Raw genomic sequence first — 23,432 nt, forward strand, 5'->3', positions numbered from 1 at the left:
TGTATTAAGATTTTTCTATCATTTGGGAAAATTTCTCAAAATGAAAGAAAAAAGGAGAATACAATGGCTACTCATTTAAGTAAGCTGACTTCACTTATTTTAGGCACTTCACTGATGGCGACTGTTGCGTCGGCAGCTATCGGCGGTGAACTGCAAAAAGTAATGAAGGCAAGGGGACTTACGGAAAACGATATTATTCATGCTGCAAAAACATACACACCAAGCGGTGGCAGAGATGAATTTATTGTATTTAGTTCTGGTGGACAGTCCGGACAGATAATTGTCTACGGTGTTCCATCTATGAAAATATTAAAATATATTGCCGTATTTACGCCGGAACCATGGCAGGGCTACGGATATGACGAGGATTCCAAAAAAATCCTGGCACAAGGAAAAATCCGGGGAAAATCAATCACCTGGGGAGATACGCACCACCCGGCACTCTCTGAGACAAAAGGGGTGTATGACGGAAAATGGCTTATTATCAACGATAAGGCAAATCCTCGTCTGGCTGTAATTGATTTAAATGATTTTGAAACCAAACAGATTGTTGTGAATCCTGTTTTCAAATCAGAACACGGCGGCTCTTTCTTTACGCCAAACTCAAAACATATTTTAGAAGCATGTCAGTACGCTGCGCCGTATGACAATAACTATCACCCGATAGAAGAGTACAAAGAGACATATCGGGGCGGTGTGACTGTATGGAGTTTTGATCCAAAAATCGGTCGTATCAAACCAAAAGATTCATTTACGATTGAGATGCCTCCTTATATGCAGGATTTGAGTGATGCCGGAAAAGGCGCCTCTTTTGGATGGGGTTTTACAAACTCTTTCAATACAGAGATGTACACAGGCGGTATAGAAGTCGGAATGCCACCGTTTGAGGCAGGAATGTCAAGAAATGATACTGACTTTTTACATGTATACAACTGGAAAAAACTCTACCAGCTTTCTAAAAACAAAAAAAATGTAAAAGTTGTCAACGGAATGAAGGTTATTCCTATGAGTGTGGCAGTGGCCAACAATGCACTGTTTTTAATTCCTGAACCGAAATCTCCGCACGGTGTTGATGTCTCTCCTGATGGTGAATACATCACTATCTGTGGAAAACTTGATACACATGCTTCTGTTTTTAAATGGAGTAAAATCAAAAAACTGATTGATAACCATGAATATGCAGGAAAAGATCCTTACGGGATTCCTATTTTGGATATGAAAAAATCTTTACACGGTCAGGTAGAGTTGGGTCTTGGGCCATTGCACAACCAGTATGGCAAAAACTGGAAAGACGGTGAAATCTATACGTCACTTTATGTGGATTCACAAATTGTAAAATGGAACTACAAAACACTGAAAGTCCTTGACAAAGTCAATGTGCATTATAATGTTGGACACCTGTGTAGTATGGAAGGAAAATCGGCTGATCCGCAGGGAAAATATGTAATTTCTTTGAACAAACTTGCTATTGACAGATTTAATCCGGTTGGTCCTCTGCATCCGCAAAATCACCAGCTGATTGATATCAGAGGCAAAAAAATGGACCTTTTGTATGATATGCCGATTCCGTTGGGTGAACCACACCAGGCGGTTGCAATTCGTGCGAGTAAACTGCATACTGAAGTACGCTACAAAATGGGTACAAATCCGAAAACGGGTAAAATGCATGTAGGAAAAACGCTTGCAGGACAGGAAAGAATTGTAAGAAAAGGCAATAAAGTATATATTTACGGTACATTGGTCCGTTCCCATATTAATCCTGAACGGATTACTGTGAACAAAGGAGATACTGTAATCTTTTATCTGACAAATCTTGAAAGAGCAGAAGATGAGACACACGGTTTTACAGTAGATAACTACAATGTACACGGATCATTGGAACCGGGAGAGACTGTAGAACTTAAATTCAAAGCGGACAGAGAGGGTGTCTTCCCTTACTACTGTACAGAGTTTTGTTCTGCCCTTCACTTAGAAATGATGGGTTATCTGATGGTCAAAGATCCAAACAAAAAATATGTCAGCGCACAAAAGCTTAAAATGAAAAAAATGTCAAAAGCTGAGCTTAAAGCCGAGTATGAAAAGACTGTAGCTGTGAACAATGCAACAGATGCGGTTATTCAGTCTGTTGTCAAGTTCCTAAAAGAAAATCATTACGAAAAATATCCTACAGTCAAAGCACTTGTAGAAGATGCACTTGACCAGTACGGAAAAATTCCGGAACAAAAGAAAAAAGCTGATGAAGCCGTCAAAAAAGGCGACTATGAAAAAGCAATTCTTTTTGAAAATATGATTTGGCAGTATATGGTCAAGACGGCAGATGTCGGTATCCGTGCCAAAGATTTGTTAGTGAAAAAAGTTGCAACAAAACAGTCTCCTGCTGCTGCTGCCGGTGAACGGGCATTTGGCGAAGGCGGATGTGGCGGTTGTCATGTTATCGGTAAAGTATCTTCTGGGCCAGACCTCACAGGTGTTTTACTCCGTCATGAAAATGCTGAGAAATGGGTCAAAGACTTCATTATGGATCCTGCATCCAAATATGATGATCCGTATGTGAAAAGTATGATAGATTACTTTAATCTAAAAATGCCGAATCAGCATATGAATGAAAAAGAAGTCAAAAATATCATTGAATACCTGAAATGGGTCGATGAGAATGCAAATCTGTTTTAAACACAACAGTATGTCAACAGGGAGGAGGAATGCTTTTTTTCCTCCTCCACAATGAAAAATTGATATATATCATTAAATTTACCCCAAACAATTAGATACAATTAACTAAGTCTATATTTAAGTTTATAATCACTTATAGTAAAGGAATAAAATATGCATCCAAGTCTCATAAAAGCCAAAATATTTGCCACAATAGCTTTACTGATTTTAACATTTTCATTTACACTGCCAATGATAGCTTTTCACGGAACCTTGAATAAAATAGAAGAAGGGAAGGCAAATGAAGTCTCATCGGTCAGTAAAAGTGTATGGAATCTATACAACAAAGGAAGATATAAAAGCGTTGCAACACCTAAAGATGCCAGAAACAATTTAGAGAAGATGATAGAAGAAGGGGCTGAAATCGGTCCGGCATCTCTGCCTATCTGGGCGGTTTCTCTGGAAGCTCCAAATTATCCGAAAGAGGCATTTCCGGAAGGGATACCTGTCTTTTTCCATTTTGACGGATACAGTGGAGAAGTACATGAAATGAACACAATCAACCACTATGTGGGTATGGACCCTATGTGGGCAGGCGGTCATATAGAACGTGCAATCGGAATTTATGCTCTTTTATTTCTTTCTTTGGGAATTATTTTGTTTATTGCCTATGATAAAAAAATCTTTAATTACATTATGCTGATTCCTGCCGCACTGCCGCTTATCTTTATAGCTGATTACTCCTACTGGCTGTATCATTTTGGGCACAGTCTGCATGACTGGGGTGCTTTTAAAATCAAGCCTTTTATGCCGACTGTTTTTGGTGACGGAAAAATAGCACAGTTTACAACACACTCCTACCCAACCATTGGTTTTTACATGCTGTTGCTTATCAGTTTTTTCAGTATTTTGGCTTTTTTCGCAAAACAGAAAGCTTTTAAAGAGATGGAAGAGAAATAAAATGCTTCTAAGAATATTTGTATTGCTTTTGTATTGTAACGGATTAAATGCAAATATTCTGCAAGAGGCTATAGACAAAGCTCCTGCAGGCTCAATTTTAAAACTCCCAAAAGGTATATACAAAGGCTCTGTTGTCATTAACAAACCGCTCTCAATCATAGGGCAGGAAGCAGGTGTAATTATTGACGGAGAGAATAACGGAACGGTCATAACAAGCAAAAGCTCGTATGTGACATTAAGAAATCTGACGATCATCAACAGTGGTGACAGGCATGAGAATGTTGATGCGGCTATTGCAATGAGTGAGTCCAAACAGTGCGAGATAAGCAACTGTACAATCAAAAACTGTCTGTTTGGCATAGATCTGCAAATGGTCGACAATTCTATCATTCAAAACAATACCATCAGTTCAAAACCTTTTGCTTTGGGGCTTAGAGGAGATGGCTTAAAGCTGTGGTATTCCAATGACAATATTGTCCGGGGCAACAGACTGATCAAATCACGGGATATGGTTGTCTGGTACTCCCACGGAAATCTGATTGAGGAGAACTTTGGAAAAGACGGCAGATACTCTTTGCATTTTATGTATGCGGGAAAAAACATTATAAAAAACAATTACTACGAGCTCAATTCTGTGGGTATATTTTTTATGTATTCGCAAGACTCCATAGCCGTGGGCAATGTGATTAAAAGCTCTCAGGGTGCCACAGGAATGGGCATAGGCTTAAAAGATGCATCCAATTTTACGATAAAAGACAATACGGTCATCTACTGTGCGCAGGGACTTTATATAGACAGATCCCCTTTTGAGCCGGGAACACACAATACAATAGTGGGCAATAAGATTTTATACAATGCCGAGGCAATGCATTTTCACTCCCTGAGTGAGAATAATATTATTAAAAACAATATCATACAGGGAAATATAGAGGATATTGTCAATGACAGCAGAGGCAGCAAGACAAACGAAAATGAAATATCGGGAAATTACTGGGACAAATATGAAGGTTTTGATAAAAATCACGACGGCATAGGCGATACACCGCATAAAGTGTATCAGTATGCTGACCAACTATGGGTTTATAACTCTAATGTGAAATTTTTTTATGCTTCACCGGTTATCTCACTTCTTAATTTTTTGGCAAAACTGGCACCTTTTACGAAACCGCTTTTTTTGATGGAAGACAAGAAACCAAGAGTGGTAAAACCATTATGACTCAAGTTAACAAAAAAGGAACACTATGGCAAAGCAAGTAAAAACAGACAGAAGAGAATTTATAAAGTACTCTACATTGGGTGTTTTGGGACTGGTTCTGGGAGGCGGTATTGTTTTGAGCCCGTATTTGCAGGCAAAAGAGAATCGGCTTCGTCCGCCGGGGGCGGTTCCTGAAAAAGAGTTTTTAGGTTTATGCATTAAATGCGGGCAGTGTCTGCAGGTGTGCCCTTACCACTCTATAAAACTGGCAGATATTGCCAAGGGAGTAGGCGAAGGGACGCCTTACATAGATGCAAATATCCGGGGATGTTATGCCTGTGATGCCGTTCCCTGTGTGCTGGCCTGTCCAAGCGGTGCTTTGGACCACAGTTGCTCAAAACCCGAAGATATTCAGATGGGAGTTGCCGTACTGGAATTTCCCGATACCTGTCTGGCAATGACAAATACTCTGGTACCAAAAGGCTACAATGATAAAATGAAAGCCTTTACCGCCTCTGTCAACAATGTGACAAGTCAGGAATTGCAGCTTCTTGAAAAATTTGACGGGTATGAGGGAAAAGAGTGTACGCTGTGTGCCGATATGTGCCCGGTTCCCAATCCTTTAAGTGCCATCGCTATGGTTCCGGATGCGCAGGGAGGGAAGCGCCCTGAAATATATGACGGGTGTATAGGATGCGGAGCCTGTCAGGAGGTCTGCCCGACGCAAAAACCGTCGATAGTCGTCAAACCAAGAGTAACATACGAACAGTATTATGAAAAAACAACATAGGAAATCCCATGAAAACAGATAAAAGAAAAAAGAGTATGAAGGGTTTTGTTCTTACTTCGTCGTTGGTCTTGCTGACACTTTTAAGCGCATGCAGTGACTCAAAAGAGGACAGATCACAAAAAGAGCAATCTCTGTCTGCTAAAAATCAAAAGAGCAGTCCAAAGATTGAAATAGTTGAAAATAAAAATGCGCATGCGGTGAAAGTGGCCCGGCAGGAGAATGGAAAAACACAGAATAACTCGTTTTATTATGATTACGGAGAGAAAGAGAGTGTGCAGGAAGTCAATACAAAAAAGCGTACTGACATTGATGCCAATTTACATGTACGCAGCCCCTATGAACAGATTCAGGTCACGATGCTAGTAAAAAAACTAAGCAAAAACTTTATCGTCAGATGTGCACCTTGTCACAATGATTATGCAAACGGGGTTATCGGGCCGTCGCTTCTGGAGAGAAAAGCGGACTATATATACAATAGAATTCAGGATTTTAAAACCGGAAAGAAGTCCAATCCTTTGATGAATGACCTTATCCAGATGATGAGTGACGAACAGATTAGAGCTATGGCAGATGAAATATATGCCTTTAATAAAGAGATTAACAAGATGAGGGGCAGAGAATGAAAAATATAATTGTAGGAATCTTAACACTTGTAATTTTTGGACTGATGGCGTGGACGGCTATGAACGGAGGTGCATACAACGGAGGCGAACACGGAAAAATTATTGCAGATATCGGCAACAGAACGGCTGCTGTGCAAGAGAGCCAACCACAGGAAAAGAGTGACAGAGAAAAAGAGAACGAAGCATTAAGTGCATTGCGAGAGAAGGCCGGCAATGTTGCAGGTTTTAAAGTAAGTGATGCGTACAAAAGCAAATGTGCTTCCTGTCACGGTGTAGACGGCAGCGGTATGCAGTACGGGAAAAAACTGATGGGACCGAAGCTCTTCGGACAAAGTGCGGAGACAATTTACAAAAAACTTGAAGACTTTAAATCGGGAAGAAAAGAAAACCTGGTGATGAAAGGGCTTTTAATTCATATGACACAAGAGGATTTACGCAGGTTTGCCAATGAAATAGGTGAGTTTCCGGCAAGAGCACAAGCAGTGAAACAGGAATAAAAATGGATAAGTATCATAATAGAGAGACGATAAAAAGAACAACTTTCTGGTCAACATTCTATAACACAACAAAAGAGGGGAAAAAGGTTCTGAGCTACAGAGCCAAAAGATGGATTCTTGTTATAGTAATTCATCTGATGTTCTTTTTATCTTTTGCTGTGGATATTCAAATGCTTGAAGGAACATTAAACGGTTCACGTTTTTTAGGCTTTCACCTGATTGATCCTTTTACGACTTTAGAGATGCTGATGGCAGAGCACCATCTGCATATAAACATCATTATCGGTGTGAGTACGATTGTGCTGTTTTATATTTTGGTTGGGGGCAGGAGCTATTGTGCCTGGGTCTGTCCTTATGGAATATTGAGCGAAATAGGCGAAAAATGGCATGATACGCTGGTGCATAAAAAAATTATAAAAGAGAGAAGGTTTGATCATCGAATCCGTTATGCTTTTTGGGTGATTTTTCTTATACTCTCATTTACAAGCGGCTATCTTGTTTTTGAAACATTTAATGTCGTGGGAATACTCTCCCGTGCAATTGCGTACGGCTGGAGTCTGGCACTTGTCTGGGTTTTGGTGGTGCTGGCTTTTGAGGTCTTTTTTTCACGCCGGGCCTGGTGTACATATATCTGTCCGATAGGCACAACCTATGGTATGATAGGAAAAGTTTCCGCATTGCGTGTTGAATGGAATGACAACTGTGACCACTGTATGGTCTGTCATGATGTCTGTTTTGAAAATCAGGTTTTGGAAATCACAAAGGCAAAATATGACAAACAGAGAGAAGAAGAAGGCATCACAAGAGAGTACATTACGGGTGCGGACTGTACTTTATGCGGAAGATGTATAGATGTTTGCCATGAAGATGCGCTCAATTTCGATTTTCGATTAAAAAGTTTGGTGTAAATTATGATTCAGATATCCCATGTAACAAAAAAATTCGGACAGAATATTTCCCTTGACAATGTCAGCTGTGAATTTAGGAAAAACGAATCCATAGCACTTATGGGCGCAAACGGTGCAGGAAAAACAACACTCATCCGTTCGATTTTGGGATATTACCATCCTGATGCCGGAGAGGTGCTGATTAACGGATTGAATCCCGTAAAAAAGAGAGTCGATGTTTTGTCCCATATCAGTTTTGTGCCGCAGCTTCCTCCGCCTATCAAGCTCAGTATTGACGAACTGATACAGTATGTCTGTGTGAGTGCCGAGGTGGACAAAGAGTTGGTGAAACATTATGCGAATGAAATGAAACTCGATATAAATGCCAATTTGAACAAATCATTTTTCAAACTCAGCGGAGGAATGAAACAGAAGCTTCTTATCGCAATCTCTTTGGCAAAGAAGAGTGACATTATCATATATGATGAACCGACGGCAAACCTTGATCCAAAAGCCAGAGATGATTTTTACAGACTGCTCAGGCAAAATGAGCAGGAGAAGGTTTTGCTCTTTGTAACGCACAGGCTTGAAGAGGTAAGAGAGTTGGTCAACAGGCAGATCTATATGGATATGGGAAAAATTGTATCAGATGAGAGATTTTAAATGAAAAATTTATATTTAATTGCATACTTGGATTTAAAAGAGTCAATCCGGGCGAAATGGTTTTTAGTCTATTCCCTTGTGTTTGGCGGTCTGATTGCCCTGTTTTTTATTGCAGGGGTGACGGAATCGCAGGTAATGGGATTCAGCGGGCTGAGCCGTCTGCTGTTGATGTATATTCAGATAACGATTGTTATTTTGCCTATATTTATTTTGATTACTACGGTTCGTTCCATCTCGGGGGACAGAGACAGTCATATTTTGGAGTATATGCTCTCTTTTCCTATCTCTTTAAAGCAGTATTACTGGGGGAAGATTATCGGGCGTTTTATTACCGTCTATCTGCCTGTTGTTTTTGCGATGGTGATTGCCGTTGTCTACGGTGCTTTTAAGGGAGCCGAAATTCCCTGGGGTATTTTCTTTTTGTATACCGGGCTTTTGTTTGCGATGAGTGCCACATTTTTGGGCATTGCTTTTTTTATCTCCTCTTTTGTAAAATCTTCCGAAGTGGCTTTGGGTATCGCATTTTTTATTTGGATATTTTTACTGGCATTTATAGACATTGCCCTTATATCACTGATGATGCAGGAGCGTTTTAGTGAAGGTTTGATTATCACCATAGCACTGTTAAACCCTATGGAGATTTTCCGGGTGGCAGCCATATCACTGTTTGATCCACAGTTGACAGTGATGGGCCCGGTTGCCTATTATATACTTGACTCTGTAAGTCAGACAACTTTTGTACTGCTTGCTATTGGGTATCCTCTTGTTTTGGGGATTGGGTTTGCGTATCTTGGATATAAAATATTTGAGAAAAAAGATTTGGTCTAGGAGCTGTTATGAAAAAAATTATGAGTATGGTCCTGTTTACAACACTGTTGTTTTCGTATGAGATGAATTATGACAAAAATACGACAGGGCTGATAAGACAGATGAAAGTCTATAAATATCCGACATGGGTCGCGAAGATAGAACTGGCAAGCGGAAAGAAAATATTTTTTGTTTCTCCAAAATCCATGTTTGAATTTTATTTTCGGCCTGCCGCATGGCCTGAATACGGCATAAAACAGGAGAGTGATTTCAAAAACATCTATGTGACTGATTTTGCAACGGCAGAACCTATCAAAGCCAAAGGTGCCTTTTATGTGTACGGAAGTGATACGACCTCTCCTTCGGGTGATGACCTGGTGCCTTTTGACTCATATAAAAGAGCGGAAGAGTTTGCAAAAAGGCACAAGGGAAAACGCATTCTCGGATTCAGAGAGATTAACAGAGGACTTATCAACTGGCTCAACGACAGCCTGTAGGAGAAAAAAATGACAAAACCGACACCAATAGATGAAGAGATTCAGCTGGATCCGAAACGATACATCGTCAGTGAAACAGACGAAAAAGGAAAGATCACTTATGCCAATGATTATTTTCAGGAAGTTTCAGGGTATACGGAAGAAGAACTGTTGGGACAGCCTCACAGTATTGTGCGCCATCCGGATATGCCAAAAGTAGTATTTAAACTGTTATGGGAGACGATAAAACAGGGAAAAAACATTAATGCTGTTGTGAAAAATCTGGCAAAAGACGGGCGCTACTATTGGATATTTACCGAGTTTGAAATCAGAAAAGACACAGACACCGGGAAAATCATAGGGTATCATGCTTCAAGAAAGACCATATCAAGGCATGTTATTGAAATCATAGCGGACCTGTATGCCAGACTTTTGGAAATAGAGAAAAAAGAGGGTCTTGCAGCAAGCGAAAAATATCTTATCTCGTTTTTAAAAGAAAAAGGCGAAACAATAGAATTTGCAGATATTATGGAAGAGATTCACAAGTTTTACTGATGTTGAGGTACAAAACAGAATGAAATTCCTCATACTTTTTGTAATTTTTATCTCCTCTCTTTTTGCAAACTCCTTGCAGGAAGCTGTTGATCAGGCATCCGCGGGTGCCGTCATTAAGCTTCAAAACGGTATTTATCATGGAAATATTCTTATTAAGAAACCGCTGACAATTATCGGGGTTGGCAATCAGGTTGAAATCAGGGGAGAAGGAAGAGGTTCTGTTGTCAGGATACAAAGCGCACATGTACGTTTAAAAAACATAATTATCACAAACAGCGGAAAAAACATGCGCTCTATTGATGCAGCAATTAGCCTGAAACAGGTAAAGTACTGTGAAATCAGCCACTGTACACTGAAAAATGTATTGTATGGAATTGACATGGATATGGTGCAAAACTCTTTGGTTTTGCAAAATGATATCACTGTTGCAAAAAATGATATTGCCTTGCGCGGAAATGCTTTGAAGCTGTACTATTCGCACTACAACACCATTGAAGCAAACAACATTCATGATGCACGGGATGTGACACTGCGCTATTCGCATCATAATCTTTTTCAGAAAAATAAATTTGCACATAACAGGTTTGCAACACATCTCGAACTCAGTAATGCAAATATATTTAAAAACAACAGCTACATGTATAATTCTGTGGGCATGATGTTTATGGGTGCAAAAGATACGCAGGTTATTGCAAATAAAATTTACAGTTCAACAGGAGCAGCCGGAATCGGCGTGATGATAGGCAGTGTTTCCAATTTTGTATTTACAGGCAACAGTGTGCGTTATAACGCAAAAGGTATTTATATTCAAGGGGCTGAAAAAGCGCGGGGAATGAAACGCTTTTTTAAAAACAATGAAATAGCCTATAATGCCGAAGCACTGCATTTTCACGCCTCTATCAGAGACAACATGATTGTACATAATAAATTTTTTGGAAATATTGATGATGTGCTCAAGGATATCGGAGGTGATTTTGATGCTTCCAATGTTGTGGAGTATAATTACTGGGACAGGTATGACGGTTTTGATGCAAACAGTGACGGTATAGGCGATACACCCTACCGTGTCTACCAGCATGCTGATCTGCTGTGGCAGGAGAACAACAAAGTCAAGTTCTTTTACGCGGCTCCGGTGATGAGTCTGCTTGATTTTTTGCTCAAACTTGCTCCTTTTATCGAGCCGGATTTAATTATGGAGGACAAAAAACCTATCTTCCGATCTTTTTGACACGTCTGAGCACTTCATTGAAATCTATAATCTCCTGATCTTTTGCTATATCATTTTTGGAAGCATGAGCAGAAAATCCGTATGCCATTGGGGTAATGTTTTCAGTGTCATAGTAGGCAGTTCTTGCATTAATCCATTTTCCTGTTTTTGCATCTGTCACCCAGATAACAGCTTTGTCCTTCCAGGGAATCTGTTCATCATGAAACCAAAGAACCATGCAGCCAATATCATCAAAGGGGTAATATTTTCCGTTTGAGGGGTTGATGACCTGGACCGTGTTTTTCCGGTCACTGACAACCATTGCACAGCGTGCACACATATCTCTGTCAAAATGGACTTCGTGGGCCTGTACGGCAGACTTTTTTTCACATCCGGTTATACTCAGCAGGCCCAAAACAAGCGTGACTGATAAGAAGAATAATCGCATAGGCAAATCCCTTTTTGATTATTCTAACTTATTCCTGTTCTTTAGAAGATGATATATGTCAAGTATTATTTAATTATCTGTGCTTTGAGAGTCTCTTCTTCGAGTTTTTCCGTTGCATATTTTATGACGACGACATGCTCTGTTTCATTGATGAACCACTCTGCAATATGTTCGCTTTCCAGGGCATTGAGTTTATCAAAGTCCACTTCATTTTGTGGAATAATCAAATGAGAATATCTTGTAGGATTTTTCATTTTCAAGAGTGTCCACAGAAGCCATAAAAGACCAATGGCACCGATGGTGAGTCCCAAAGTCTCTCTGGAGCTGACATCAAGATAGAGTCCGGCAAAGGTACCGCCCAAAAAGGTTGCAAAATATGCCGCAGAGTTTGCTATACCCAAAGCGGCACCTTTTTGGTGTACTTTGGCAAACTTGCTGATCATAGACTGCACAAGCGGTTCCATCATATTAAAGGCTACAAAAAAGAAGATAACGGCAGTAATAAATACGGCACTTGAAGTTGTTGTTCCCATCATCACAAATGAAGCGATAAACAGGATGATAGAGAGTAAAAAGATCTGTTTTGGAATATTTCTTTTTTCTCCAAATACAGCAGCCGGTCCCATCGCAACAAGTCCTGCGATCATTGCAGGCACATAGACCATCCACAGATCACTCTTTTCCCAGCCAAAACCGTATTCCGGCTTGGTCAAAAAGACGGGAATAATGACAAATGCGGCAGTCATCAGACCTTTTTGCATTGCATTGATGATAATCATACTTAAGAGATTCGGATCTTTAAGTATATCTGCAGTTTTTGTTTTTCCGTGGTAGATATGTTTTATCTTTGGCGGTGTCGGTACTTTGACAAATAGAATAACAATGGCAACAAGTGATAAAATCGCCGTAATAACGAAGATAACACTGATGCCGAATTCTGCGGCGATAACCGGACCGAGTGCCATAGCAGCAGCAAAACTCATAGCGATAAACCCGCCCATGATCGCCATGGCATGGCCACGCTGCTTCTCTTCAACCAAATCGGCAATCATAGCAGTGACAACAGAACCGATAGCGCCGGCTCCCTGCAAAAAACGCCCAAACATCAAGGTGTATATATCTGTTGAGTAGGCACAGATAAGCGAACCGACCAAAAAGATGATCAGACCGAAGAGTATCGTCGGTTTTCTTCCGATTTTATCACTCATGCTTCCAAAAGGAACCTGAAAAACAGCCTGTGTCAGGGCATAGCCGCCGACAACAACACCGACAAGAAAAGGTGTGGCCCCTTCCAGGTCAAGAGCATAAACGGAAAGAACCGGTAAAACGAGAAAAAGTCCTAAAAATCTGAGAAAAAGAATACTGGAGAGTGGTAAAACTTTTTTGAACATAAAAATCCTTTTGTTTTAGTGTATAATTTTGTAATTATAGAGCAACTATTATTTATAATTGATTTGCAAAAGATAAATAATATAATTTAAAAGATAATTTAAGGAAAGAAATTGAAACAACTGGTTTTAGCAACATCAAACAAGGGAAAAGTCAGAGAGATCAAAGAACTTTGCAGTGAATATGAAGTAGTGCCCTATACAGATTTAATCGATGCTTTTGAAATTATAGAAGATGCCGATACTTTTCAGGAGAATGCACTGATTAAAGCACGTGCGGTTTATAAGGCTTTGGGTAATGAAAATGCAATTGTACTGGCTGATGACAGTGGCATAAGTGTGGATGTGCTTGAAGGTGCACCGGGAATTTACAGTGCCAGATACGGAGGAGAAGGGGCAGATGACAAAGAGAACCTGCACAAGCTTATGCAGGATATCAAAGCAAAAGGTGTGACGAACTCTCCTGCACATTATACGGCAGCCATTGCCATTGTAACAAAAGGCATTGAAAAAACAGTACACGGATGGATGCACGGAGAGGCGATTACTGAGGCAAAAGGGGAAGGCGGTTTTGGATATGACCCGATGTTTGTACCGCTGGGGTATGAAAAAACACTGGGCGAGTTGGATGAAAAAGTCAAAAAAGAGCTTTCTCACCGCTCCCAGGCTTTAAAACTGGCGGGTAAAATTTTAAAAAGCTTATAAGAATTTACGGCTTGCCAGATAGAATGTTTTTTCTAATTTACTGAGTAATACATGTAAGTGATCGCTGTATCGGCTGATTCTTTGCATGATATCTCCTTATAGATTTAAAATGTCTCACAGGAGAGACTCAGCAAAAAGTGTACCATTAGTTAAATAGCGTTAAAAGTATCACACCAAAAAGAATTCTGTATACACCAAAGGCAACAAAGGTGAATTTTTCCAAAAATTTCAAAAAGAGCTTGATTGTCAGATAGGCAACAGCAAAAGCAACAACAAAGCCGACCGCCAAAGCTTCGATGTTTGCAGAAGAAAATTCATGATAATGTTTGAGCAGATCATATCCACTCACGGCACTCATTACGGGAAAAGCAAGCAAAAAACTGAATTCCGCACTGGCCTTTCTGTTCAAACCGACCAGTAAGGCCCCGATGATTGTTGCTCCCGCACGTGAAGTTCCGGGGATGAGTGCAAAAATCTGTGCAATACCAATCCACAAAGACTGCCTGAGTGTAATATCTTCGACATCTTCTGTAAGTTTTTTTTCTTTGGGAATATAAAATTTTTCGACAATCAAAAATATAATTCCGCCTGTGATAAACATAATCGCAACAATATTGATACTGAAAAGTGCTTTGATCTGGTGTGAAAAAATGAAACCGACAATACCGATAGGCAAAAAGGCAAGAAAAACTTTTGTCCATAATGAAATATGTTTGAATGTAAATTTTTCTCTGTAGTTGAGAACAACAGCCAAAATAGCTGCAAACTGGATGATAACTTCATACGCTTTGGTGACATTTGTCTGGTCTATACCCAAAAATTGACTCGCTACAATCAGATGACCGGTTGAAGATATGGGAAGAAATTCGGTAAAACCTTCAATTATACCTAGTAAAACAGAGTCAGACAATGTCATGAAAGAACCTTCTTTTTTAAAATTTAAACTTATTTCGATATAATACGAGGTTTTATTTTTAAACAACCTAAAACTCACAGGAAATTACATATGTTACTTTTTACACCCGGTCCTACACCAGTACCGCAAAATGTTAGAAATGCCATGGCTGATGAGACAATGCACCATCGTACCCCTGAATTTGAAGCTATTTTTGAAAAAACACGAAAACATCTTTTTGAACTTTTTGCTACTGATGAAGTTGTTATGATTGCATCAAGCGGAACAGGCGCTATGGAAGCAACAGTAGTCAACCTGTGTAAAAATACAATTTTAAGTGTCAATTCAGGAAAATTCGGCGAGCGTTTTGGAAAAATTGCCAAAGCACACGGACTCAAAAATATTGAGATAAAAAATGAGTGGGACACACCTGTCAGTGTTGAAGATGTTGTTGCCGCTGTAAAATCCAACAGCGACATTGATGCTGTGGCTGTGCAGATTTCTGAGAGTGCGGGCGGACTGAGGCATCCCGTGGAAGAGATAGCAGAGGCGCTCAAGGCAATCAATCCGGATATTATGATTATTGCGGACGGGATTACCGCTGTCGGTGTTGAACGTATAGATGTGACAAATATTGATGCGTTGATTGCAGGCAGTCAAAAAGCACTTATGCTGCCTCCTGGACTTGCCATTATCGGACTCAGCAATGCCGCGATAGATAAAATCGGCGAGGGCAAAGGCTACTATTTTAACCTTGCGTCCGAAATCAAAAAACAGCGCCAGAACACGACAGCCTATACTGCTGCTACGACACTTGTTATCGGTCTTTTGGAAGTTTTGGAGACAATAAAAAAAGAGGGCGGATTCGGCGTGCTGTATTGCAATACAGCCAGACGTGCCAAAGCGACAAGAGCGGCACTCGAAGCGATAGGTTTGCACTCTTACCCCAAAGTGCCTGCTAAAAGTATGACAACCATTGATGACAAAGATGCGGCAAAAATCCGCTCCGCTTTAAAAGAGGAGTACGGGGTAAATGTAGCCGGCGGACAGGACCATTTAAAAGGTAAAATATTCCGTATAAACCAGATGGGCTTGATTGCACCGCATGAATCTCTCTGGGTTGTCAATGCGATAGAGTTGATCTTGCACCGTTTGGGACGTTTGGAGTATGCGGGCATTGCTTCAAAAGTCTATAATGAGGTTTATTTTAAAACCGCATTAGAAAAAAAAGAGGTATAAATGATACTTGAACATGAAATACCCAATGGTTCAAAGCTTTATTTTGGCAAATCCGCCAAGATAAAACGCCAGATAGAAAAAACTGCAAGTGATATTCTTGATGCAAATGGCTACGAAGAGATAGTAACTCCTGTGTTTTCCTACCATCAGCATCAGAGTATTGCAGATCAAAGAGAGCTGATTCGTATAAATGATGAAAAGAACAATGCGCTTTCTTTACGTGCAGACTCGACAATAGATGTTGTACGCATTATAAAAAAAAGACTCGGAAGCAATACGAAACAGAAAAAGTGGTTTTATATCCAACCTGTGTTTACCTACCCGACAAACGAACAGTATCAGGTCGGTGTGGAATTTATGGGGGAGAAAAAACTCTCTTGTGTGGCAACACTGGCAATAGAGATTTTTGAACGCTTACATGTAAAGCCTCTGATGCAGATTTCCAATATTAAGATACCCGAGTTGCTGGTTGCAATGTTTGATGAACTGACTATAGATGATTTCAGACATATCAACATTGACAAGTTTTTGAATCTCAAAGTCGAATGGCTGAGCGAACTTGTTTATCTGCAGTATGTGGAGCAGATAGATGATGTGCTTCACAAGGTACCCGAAGCAATCAAAAAAGAACTCTTGAAGATGAAAGAACTGTGCGCGGAAATTGCCTGTGAAAATGCTGTTTTGGCACCAATGTATTATGCAAAAATGCTTTATTATGATGAGCTGTTTTTCAGATGCATAGTAGGCAATGAAGTCTATGCACGGGGCGGAAGATATAAAGATTCAGATTTAACATCTGTAGGGTTTGCAATTTATACAGATACTTTGTGTGAAGCATTAGAGCAATAGAAAAAGAGGAAAAGAAAATATGTATACAAATAAAGCAGATGTGATCGTCGGAATCCAGTGGGGAGACGAAGGCAAAGGCAAGATTGTTGATAAACTTGCAATGGAATATGATATGGTTTGTCGCTCCCAGGGCGGGCACAATGCGGGACATACGATTTGGGTGGACGGAGTCAAATATGCACTGCATCTCATTCCTTCGGGTGTTTTGAATCCAAAAGCCGTCAATGTAGTGGGTAACGGTGTTGTTCTCTCTCCTGTTTCTATTATCAAAGAGATGGAGCAGTTTGAAAATCTTGAGGGACGTCTTTATATTTCAGATAAAGCACATCTCAATCTTGCATACCATGCAGAGATTGACCAGGCAAAAGAGAAGCTCAAAGGCGATAAAGCAATTGGAACAACAGGAAAAGGGATAGGACCTGCCTACTCTGACAAAATCAACCGCATCGGACATCGTGTGGGCGAACTGCTGGATCCTGAGAAGTTGTGTCAGACTATTTTGGACTATTTTGCGCTTAACAAGCCTATTTTTGATGTTATGGATCTGCATGCACCGAAAAAAGAGGAACTTTTGGCAGAGCTTAAAGGCTATAAAGAAAAGTTGGCACCTTATATTACGGATACAACACAGATGGTATGGCGGGCTCTGGACAGTGAAGGCAAACGTGTGTTGCTTGAGGGTGCACAGGGAACAATGCTTGATATTGACCACGGAACCTATCCGTATGTGACCTCTTCGTCTACCGTAAGTGCGGGAGCATGTACAGGTCTGGGTTTAAATGCAAAAGATATCGGTAAAGTGACAGGGATAGTCAAAGCCTATTGTACCCGTGTGGGTAACGGGCCTTTTCCGAGTGAAGACCTTGGTGAAGCCGGTAGACGTCTTGGTGAACAAGGGAATGAGTTTGGAACGACTACAGGCCGGGCAAGACGCTGTGGCTGGTTTGATGCGGTTGCAACCCGTTATGCAAGCCGTCTGAACGGATGTGACGAACTTGCACTGATGAAACTTGATGTTCTTGACGGTTTTGATGAGGTAAAAGTCTGCGTTGCCTATGAATATAAGGGCAAGACTATAGATTATGTACCGATTGATCTGGAAAATGTCAAACCGGTTTACAAAACTTTTAAAGGCTGGGACAATTCAGTGGGCGTGAGAACTTTTGAAGAGTTGCCGGCATCTGCGCAGGATTATGTGAAACTTATTGAAGAGATAAGTAAAACAAAAGTCGGTATAATTTCTACATCACCGGAAAGAGAAGATACAATAATTTTATAAGGATACGCCGTGAAAACACGTTTTACCTCTTTGGTACATGTAAAGAAAAACATTATGCAAAAGAGTGAACGTGTTTTGCAAGAGGCAAATACAAACCTGCAAAAAGCAAAAAAAGCGCTGGAAGACTCTCTGGCGTTTTTGCAGGAAATTTCTCTCCCCTCACATGGAAAAATAGCAGAATTTATGGCAGGAAGGGCACTTTTGGATGCACAAAGAGCCGTGATACAGCATAACCAGGAATGGTTGCAATATGCAAAAAACGAAGTAGAACAGGCAAAAGAGGCATTGAAAAAAAACATGACAGAGTATGAAAAGTATAAATATTTAGAATATGAAGAGATAAAAAAAGCACTCAAAAAAATAAAAATCAAAGAGGCAAAAGATTTGGATGAAATTGCTCTAATGACCTATACAAACAAAAGCAAGGAAGCCTCTTGAGATATCTTTTACTTACAGCATTTCTCTGCTCTTCACTTTTTTCGATACAAAACAGTGACAAACTTTTTGAATGCACACAAATATTCAACGAAAGAAAAAATGAACTTTTGGTTGAACTTGAACGTATAGATGAGCAAAAACAGGCATTAAATGCCTTGAAAACGGCTACTGAAGAGTTATTGAAACAAAAAGAGGCAAAACTTTCTTTGAAAGAAGAGGAAGTGAATGCCAAACTGGAGCAGATCAGCGAAAAAGAGAAGAAAATAAAAGCAATGCTTGAAAAAGATGCGCAAATTCTCAAAGAGCTGAAATCGACAAAGATGAATAAAATATCGCAAACATTTGCAAAAATGAAAGCAGGGGCTGCGGCAAATGTACTCTCGGACATGGACGAAATAGAAGCAGTGGCTATTTTGCAGTCTCTCAAACCAAAAGTAGTAGGAAAAATATTAACCAAGATGGATCCAAAAAAAGCATCAAAGTTAACGCAACTATTAGCTAAATAATTGTAAAATACTTAAATTTAATTTATAAGCAGGCTGAATCTATGAAAATATCTCTTAAAACTATTCCCCATATCGCAAATAAAATTGCTGTTGATTTAAACAAAAGCGGTGCTGTTACAATGACAAAAGGGCTTGAAAATGTCGCACTTGAGGCACAGAAAGTATTGGAAGAGAATGTCAAGCAGGAGATGGCTCTTGAGAAAAAAGTAGATGAGATCTGTATGGACAATGAAGAAGAGATTGAGTTTATGCTTGCAGACGAGAGACAGCTTTTCTTTATGATTAAGAAAAAACTGGCTCCCGAATACGGGGTGATTTTAGATTATGAGGAGCGGTACTCGGATATATCGCACAAAATTCTTGATGAACTTTATGAAGAAGATTTGATTCATTTTGAAGTAACGGAAAATCGTATTAAAAATATTATTTACAATGCCATTACTTCTTTTATTGCGGATGCGTCGGAAATTGAAGATGCCGTAATGGACAAAATTCGTTCGTACAAGAGAAAATTTATTCCCGGAACAGATGAGTTTGACATCTTGCATGAAAAACTTTACAGAGAAGAATTAATGAAAAGAGGAATGGAGTAAGCGTATGAGTTATTCATTGAAAAAAGCCTGGATATATTTGGAGAACGGTACTTTTTTGGAAGCAAACAGTTTTGGTGCAGACAAAACAGAGGTCGGCGAAATCGTTTTTAATACCTCAATGAGCGGCTATCAGGAGATAATGAGTGATCCCTCGTATGCCGGACAGTTTGTTACTTTTACAATGCCGGAGATCGGAAATGTCGGTGTGAATGAGCAGGATATGGAGAGCGCCAAGGCGCATGCCAAGGGAATGATAGTGCGAAAGTACCAGGGGCGTTATTCAAATTTTCGTGCACAAAACTCCTTGCATGATTTTTTGATTGAGAACAGTGTGATGGGTATTTGTGATATTGACACACGCTATCTGACAAAAATGCTCAGAAGCGAAGGTTCCATGATGATGGTTGCTTCAACATTAATAAGCGACAAAGAAGAGCTGAAACAGATTCTCCAAAACGCTTCCCGCATTGAAGATGTAAACTATATAGAACAGGTCAGCACAAAAGAGCCGTATCAGCATACTTCAAGCACTTTTTCATACAGAGCATTCAAGTATGACGAAGCACCAAAAGCAGAGGCAAAAATCGTTGTCATTGACTTTGGTGTCAAGCGTAATATTTTAAATGAACTTGTGAGTGCAGGCATCGAGGCAGAAGTCATCCCAAATGATTTTATAGCCGAAGACCTGATAGAAAAATATCATGCAAAATTAATTGACGGCGTCTTTTTGTCAAACGGTCCCGGTGATCCGCTGGTACTTAAACGCGAACAGGAGCAGATTAAAAAGCTTATAGATGCAAAAGTGCCGATGTTCGGAATATGTCTGGGGCATCAACTGCTCTCAATTGCTCACGGATATGATACTTTTAAATTAAAGTTCGGACATCACGGTGGCAACCATCCTGTCAAAAACGAAAAAACCGGACTGGTTGAGATTACAGCACAAAATCATAACTATAACGTTCCGGACACTATTACAGAGATTGCAGAGGTGACACATACAAATCTTTTTGACGGAACCATTGAAGGCTTACGTTATCATGAAGCGCCTGTATTTTCAGTCCAGCATCACCCGGAAGCTTCCCCCGGTCCCAAAGAGAGCCGCTATATATTCAGTGAGTTTTTATCTTTGATAAGAAGATAAAACTCTCTCTTTTTTCGTAATTTTCTTATAGCAAACACATAATTCCTAATTAATTGCTTCCTTTTAGAATGATATTAAAAAAAGTGTCATTTTTATGTCACTTTTAAGATAGATTAAACAAATCTATTGTTAATATACAAATGTTGATTAGTCTTTTGAGTGTATTTATACATTTAAAGACTTAATTGCTTTGAATCTTAAGGAGGCTATATATGGAGAATCGTCCATTAGAGTACGACTATACGGTTGCAAAGATGTTCATGTTGACAACAATTGTTTTAGGAATTGTTGGTATGAGTATCGGTGTATTTATTGCATTTGAACTTGCATTCCCTGGATTGAATACAATCTTTGGTGCAGGTTTGGCTGAATATACAAACTTTAGTCGTCTTCGTCCATTGCATACTGACGCAGTTGCATTTGGTTTTACGTTAAGTGGTATTTTTGCTACGTGGTATTATGTTGGTCAGAGGGTACTGAAAGTATCTATGGCAGAATCTAAATTTCTGATGTTTATCGGTAAACTTCAATTTTGGTTATATGTTATCGGTGTTGCGGCAGTTGTTGTTTCACTGTTTATGGGAATTACTACCTCAAAAGAGTACGCTGAATTCGAATGGCCTATTGATATAGCCATTGTTGTTGTATGGGTACTGTGGGGTGTAAGTATCTTCGGTCTTATCGGTATTCGCCGTGAGAAATCATTATATATTTCTATCTGGTATTATATTGCTACTTTCTTGGGTGTGGCTATGTTGTATCTGTTTAACAATATGGAAATTCCTACAATGCTGGCAACTTCTGCAGCAGGTGAGACAGGAATCGGTGCATGGTATCACTCTATTTCTATGTATGCAGGTACTAATGATGCGCTAGTACAGTGGTGGTATGGACACAATGCGGTTGCATTTGTATTTACTGTGCCTATTATTGCTATGATTTATTACTTTTTGCCAAAAGAGTCCGGACAGGCGATTTACTCTTATAAATTGTCTTTACTTGCATTCTGGGGTTTAATGTTTGTATATCTTTGGGCCGGTGGTCACCACCTTCTTTACTCAACTGTTCCTGACTGGATGCAGACTATGGGTTCTGTTTTCTCGGTAATTCTTATTTTACCGTCATGGGGTTCAGCGATCAATATGCTTTTGACAATGAAGGGTGAATGGCAACAGGTTGCAGCATCTCCATTGATTAAGTTTATGGTTCTTGCTTCAACTTTCTATATGTTCTCAACTTTGGAAGGACCTATCCAGGCGATTAAATCTGTTAATGCTATTGCACACTTTACTGACTGGATTGTCGGTCACGTACATGACGGTACTCTTGGTTGGGTCGGATTTATGATTATTGCTGCGCTTTACCATATGGCTCCGCGTGTATTCAAACGTGAACTGTATTCTAAAAGTCTTATGGCTGCACAATTCTGGATTCAAACTTTAGGTATCGTTTTATACTTTACTTCTATGTGGATTGCAGGTATCACTCAAGGTATGATGTGGCGTGCTCACGATGAGTTTGGAAACCTGGCATATTCATTTATGGATACTGTTGATGTATTGCATCCTTACTATGCTTTACGTGGTACAGGTGGATTGTTATATCTTATCGGTTTCTTTATGTTTGCTTATAATATTTACAAAACTATGTCGTCTCGTCCTGTGGAAGAGTCTGAATTACAAAATGCTTCGCCTATGGGCGCTTAAGAAAGGGAGGATTATATTATGTTTCATTGGTTAGAAAAACACCCGTTCTTTTTTGCGGTAGGTGTATTTGTAGTAATTGCGTTTGCGGGTTTGATTGAAATCGTTCCAAACTTTGCACAGGCTTCTCGTCCTGTTATCGGAACTAAACCGATAAGTCTGTTAGAACAGGCCGGTCGTGATGTTTATATCAAAAACAGCTGTAATGCCTGTCATTCACAGCTTATTCGTCCGTTTAAAGCGGAGACTGACCGTTACGGTCACTACTCTTTAAGTGGAGAGTATGCGTATGACAGACCATTCCTTTGGGGCTCAAAAAGAACAGGTCCGGATTTACACAGAGTAGGAAATTACAGAACTACCGAGTGGCATGAAAACCACATGAAAGATCCAAAGTCTGTAATGCCATCAAGTATTATGCCTGGTTATCCGTGGATGTTTACAAACAGTGCAGATATAGACACTGCATATGCGACACAGTTGACAAATGCACAGTTCTTTGGTGTACCGTATAACAAGCCTGTTCCTATGAAAGACGGCTCAACTACAGTAGTTAAAATGGCAGATTCTGTTGCTCAAGCACATGCTATGGCACTGGAAGAAGCGAAAAAAATTACAGCGAAAATGAAAGATCAAGACGTTAAAGATGCAGTGGCTGCAGGTAAAATACCTGAAATAGTTGCTTTAATTGCATATTTAAACAGTCTTAAATAGAAAAGGTGTTGATAGTGGATTTTAATGAATTTGCCGCGTATGCGTATTTCTTTTTAATAGTTTTTTTGGTGGTTGCAACATATTCGTATGTGTATCATCTTTATACAAAAAAGAAAGATGCTACCGGAGTTGATTATGAACACTATAGTAATATGGCACTGAAGGATGATATAGGGGATACTCCGGTAAAACCTGTATCAAAGACAGAAGAAAAATAGGAGA

General features: G+C 39.7%; 26 protein-coding genes. 23 read left to right on the forward strand and 3 right to left on the reverse strand.

Annotated features, from left to right (window positions below):
* Nucleotides 1-63: 63 nt before the first annotated feature.
* The 12 genes from nosZ (at nucleotide 64) to nosD (ending at nucleotide 11,330) form a co-directional block, all read left to right on the forward strand.
* The gene (gene nosZ, locus ETP70_RS00895) at nucleotides 64-2,670 is read left to right on the forward strand and encodes a Sec-dependent nitrous-oxide reductase (RefSeq protein WP_151899396.1); all 2,607 of its coding nucleotides are present in this window, start codon (nucleotides 64-66) and stop codon (nucleotides 2,668-2,670) included.
* Nucleotides 2,671-2,823: 153 nt separating this feature from the next.
* The gene (locus ETP70_RS00900) at nucleotides 2,824-3,609 is read left to right on the forward strand and encodes a cytochrome C (protein WP_151899397.1); all 786 of its coding nucleotides are present in this window, start codon (nucleotides 2,824-2,826) and stop codon (nucleotides 3,607-3,609) included.
* Nucleotide 3,610: 1 nt separating this feature from the next.
* Complete coding sequence (locus tag ETP70_RS00905; RefSeq protein WP_151899398.1) at nucleotides 3,611-4,825, forward strand: nitrous oxide reductase family maturation protein NosD; 1,215 nt, start codon at nucleotides 3,611-3,613, stop codon at nucleotides 4,823-4,825.
* Between the two features lie 25 nt (nucleotides 4,826-4,850).
* Nucleotides 4,851-5,594 carry a 4Fe-4S dicluster domain-containing protein gene (locus ETP70_RS00910; protein ID WP_151899399.1) on the forward strand — a complete coding sequence of 248 codons (744 nt, stop codon included), beginning with the start codon at nucleotides 4,851-4,853 and terminating at the stop codon, nucleotides 5,592-5,594.
* A gap of 8 nt (nucleotides 5,595-5,602) precedes the next feature.
* Entirely contained in the window at nucleotides 5,603-6,217 is a 615-nt protein-coding gene (locus ETP70_RS00915; protein WP_230973289.1) for a c-type cytochrome, read from the forward strand.
* On the forward strand, nucleotides 6,214-6,714 hold the full coding sequence (locus ETP70_RS00920; protein ID WP_151899400.1) for a c-type cytochrome: 501 nt from the start codon (nucleotides 6,214-6,216) through the stop codon (nucleotides 6,712-6,714). Before ETP70_RS00915 ends, ETP70_RS00920 begins: the two co-directional genes overlap by 4 nt.
* Before the next feature lie 2 nt (nucleotides 6,715-6,716).
* Nucleotides 6,717-7,622, forward strand: coding sequence for a NapH/MauN family ferredoxin-type protein (locus ETP70_RS00925; protein ID WP_151899401.1), 906 nt, complete (start codon nucleotides 6,717-6,719; stop codon nucleotides 7,620-7,622).
* 3 nt (nucleotides 7,623-7,625) lie between these two features.
* On the forward strand, nucleotides 7,626-8,264 hold the full coding sequence (locus ETP70_RS00930; protein ID WP_151899402.1) for an ABC transporter ATP-binding protein: 639 nt from the start codon (nucleotides 7,626-7,628) through the stop codon (nucleotides 8,262-8,264).
* Nucleotides 8,265-9,092 (forward strand): ABC transporter permease, encoded by an 828-nt coding sequence (locus tag ETP70_RS00935; RefSeq protein WP_151899403.1) that lies wholly within the window; start codon nucleotides 8,265-8,267, stop codon nucleotides 9,090-9,092. It begins immediately after the preceding gene.
* Nucleotides 9,093-9,100: 8 nt separating this feature from the next.
* On the forward strand, nucleotides 9,101-9,568 hold the full coding sequence (locus ETP70_RS00940) for a nitrous oxide reductase accessory protein NosL (protein WP_151899404.1): 468 nt from the start codon (nucleotides 9,101-9,103) through the stop codon (nucleotides 9,566-9,568).
* 9 nt (nucleotides 9,569-9,577) lie between these two features.
* Nucleotides 9,578-10,102 carry a PAS domain-containing protein gene (locus ETP70_RS00945; RefSeq protein ID WP_151899405.1) on the forward strand — a complete coding sequence of 175 codons (525 nt, stop codon included), beginning with the start codon at nucleotides 9,578-9,580 and terminating at the stop codon, nucleotides 10,100-10,102.
* Nucleotides 10,103-10,121: 19 nt separating this feature from the next.
* Nucleotides 10,122-11,330, forward strand: a complete 1,209-nt coding sequence (gene nosD, locus ETP70_RS00950) for a nitrous oxide reductase family maturation protein NosD (RefSeq protein ID WP_151899406.1) — start codon at nucleotides 10,122-10,124, stop codon at nucleotides 11,328-11,330.
* Here nosD and ETP70_RS00955 read toward each other — a convergent pair.
* Both ETP70_RS00955 and ETP70_RS00960 read right to left on the reverse strand, forming a co-directional pair.
* Nucleotides 11,311-11,757 (reverse strand): hypothetical protein, encoded by a 447-nt coding sequence (locus ETP70_RS00955; protein WP_151899407.1) that lies wholly within the window; start codon nucleotides 11,755-11,757, stop codon nucleotides 11,311-11,313. The two genes, nosD and ETP70_RS00955, sit on opposite strands and share 20 nt — an antisense overlap.
* A 65-nt stretch (nucleotides 11,758-11,822) precedes the next feature.
* A complete protein-coding gene (locus ETP70_RS00960) occupies nucleotides 11,823-13,148 on the reverse strand; it encodes an MFS transporter (protein WP_151899408.1) in 1,326 nt (441 codons plus the stop codon).
* A 111-nt stretch (nucleotides 13,149-13,259) separates the two neighbouring features.
* On the opposite strand from ETP70_RS00960, the gene rdgB reads away from it, so the two are divergent.
* Nucleotides 13,260-13,850: an RdgB/HAM1 family non-canonical purine NTP pyrophosphatase gene (rdgB, locus tag ETP70_RS00965; protein WP_151899409.1), complete on the forward strand. Its 591-nt coding sequence runs from the start codon at nucleotides 13,260-13,262 to the stop codon at nucleotides 13,848-13,850.
* A gap of 145 nt (nucleotides 13,851-13,995) precedes the next feature.
* Here the strand turns inward: rdgB and ETP70_RS00970 are convergent, their stop codons facing one another.
* Nucleotides 13,996-14,766 carry an undecaprenyl-diphosphate phosphatase gene (locus ETP70_RS00970; RefSeq protein ID WP_151899410.1) on the reverse strand — a complete coding sequence of 257 codons (771 nt, stop codon included), beginning with the start codon at nucleotides 14,764-14,766 and terminating at the stop codon, nucleotides 13,996-13,998.
* A gap of 90 nt (nucleotides 14,767-14,856) precedes the next feature.
* On the opposite strand from ETP70_RS00970, the gene ETP70_RS00975 reads away from it, so the two are divergent.
* The 10 genes from ETP70_RS00975 to ETP70_RS01020 all read left to right on the forward strand — a co-directional run bounded on the left by ETP70_RS00975 (nucleotide 14,857) and on the right by ETP70_RS01020 (nucleotide 23,428).
* Nucleotides 14,857-15,984: a pyridoxal-phosphate-dependent aminotransferase family protein gene (locus ETP70_RS00975; RefSeq protein WP_151899411.1), complete on the forward strand. Its 1,128-nt coding sequence runs from the start codon at nucleotides 14,857-14,859 to the stop codon at nucleotides 15,982-15,984.
* Nucleotides 15,985-16,833 (forward strand): ATP phosphoribosyltransferase regulatory subunit, encoded by an 849-nt coding sequence (locus ETP70_RS00980; RefSeq protein ID WP_151899412.1) that lies wholly within the window; start codon nucleotides 15,985-15,987, stop codon nucleotides 16,831-16,833. It begins immediately after the preceding gene.
* 19 nt (nucleotides 16,834-16,852) lie between these two features.
* A complete protein-coding gene (locus tag ETP70_RS00985; RefSeq protein WP_151899413.1) occupies nucleotides 16,853-18,112 on the forward strand; it encodes an adenylosuccinate synthase in 1,260 nt (419 codons plus the stop codon).
* Between the two features lie 9 nt (nucleotides 18,113-18,121).
* Nucleotides 18,122-18,550 carry a flagellar export protein FliJ gene (locus ETP70_RS00990; RefSeq protein ID WP_151899414.1) on the forward strand — a complete coding sequence of 143 codons (429 nt, stop codon included), beginning with the start codon at nucleotides 18,122-18,124 and terminating at the stop codon, nucleotides 18,548-18,550.
* Nucleotides 18,547-19,056, forward strand: a complete 510-nt coding sequence (locus ETP70_RS00995; RefSeq protein ID WP_151899415.1) for a MotE family protein — start codon at nucleotides 18,547-18,549, stop codon at nucleotides 19,054-19,056. The genes ETP70_RS00990 and ETP70_RS00995 overlap by 4 nt, the downstream gene beginning before the upstream one ends.
* Nucleotides 19,057-19,097: 41 nt before the next feature.
* Nucleotides 19,098-19,649 (forward strand): DUF507 family protein, encoded by a 552-nt coding sequence (locus ETP70_RS01000; protein WP_151899416.1) that lies wholly within the window; start codon nucleotides 19,098-19,100, stop codon nucleotides 19,647-19,649.
* 4 nt (nucleotides 19,650-19,653) lie between these two features.
* Nucleotides 19,654-20,793, forward strand: a complete 1,140-nt coding sequence (gene carA, locus ETP70_RS01005) for a glutamine-hydrolyzing carbamoyl-phosphate synthase small subunit (RefSeq protein WP_188110015.1) — start codon at nucleotides 19,654-19,656, stop codon at nucleotides 20,791-20,793.
* A 212-nt stretch (nucleotides 20,794-21,005) separates the two neighbouring features.
* Complete coding sequence (gene ccoN, locus ETP70_RS01010) at nucleotides 21,006-22,499, forward strand: cytochrome-c oxidase, cbb3-type subunit I (protein ID WP_151899417.1); 1,494 nt, start codon at nucleotides 21,006-21,008, stop codon at nucleotides 22,497-22,499.
* An 18-nt stretch (nucleotides 22,500-22,517) separates the two neighbouring features.
* The gene (gene ccoO / locus ETP70_RS01015) at nucleotides 22,518-23,210 is read left to right on the forward strand and encodes a cytochrome-c oxidase, cbb3-type subunit II (RefSeq protein ID WP_151899418.1); all 693 of its coding nucleotides are present in this window, start codon (nucleotides 22,518-22,520) and stop codon (nucleotides 23,208-23,210) included.
* Between the two features lie 14 nt (nucleotides 23,211-23,224).
* On the forward strand, nucleotides 23,225-23,428 hold the full coding sequence (locus ETP70_RS01020; RefSeq protein WP_151899419.1) for a CcoQ/FixQ family Cbb3-type cytochrome c oxidase assembly chaperone: 204 nt from the start codon (nucleotides 23,225-23,227) through the stop codon (nucleotides 23,426-23,428).
* Nucleotides 23,429-23,432 lie beyond the last annotated feature (4 nt).

The sequence above is a fragment of the Sulfurimonas hydrogeniphila genome (assembly GCF_009068765.1).
GTDB lineage: Bacteria > Campylobacterota > Campylobacteria > Campylobacterales > Sulfurimonadaceae > Sulfurimonas > Sulfurimonas hydrogeniphila.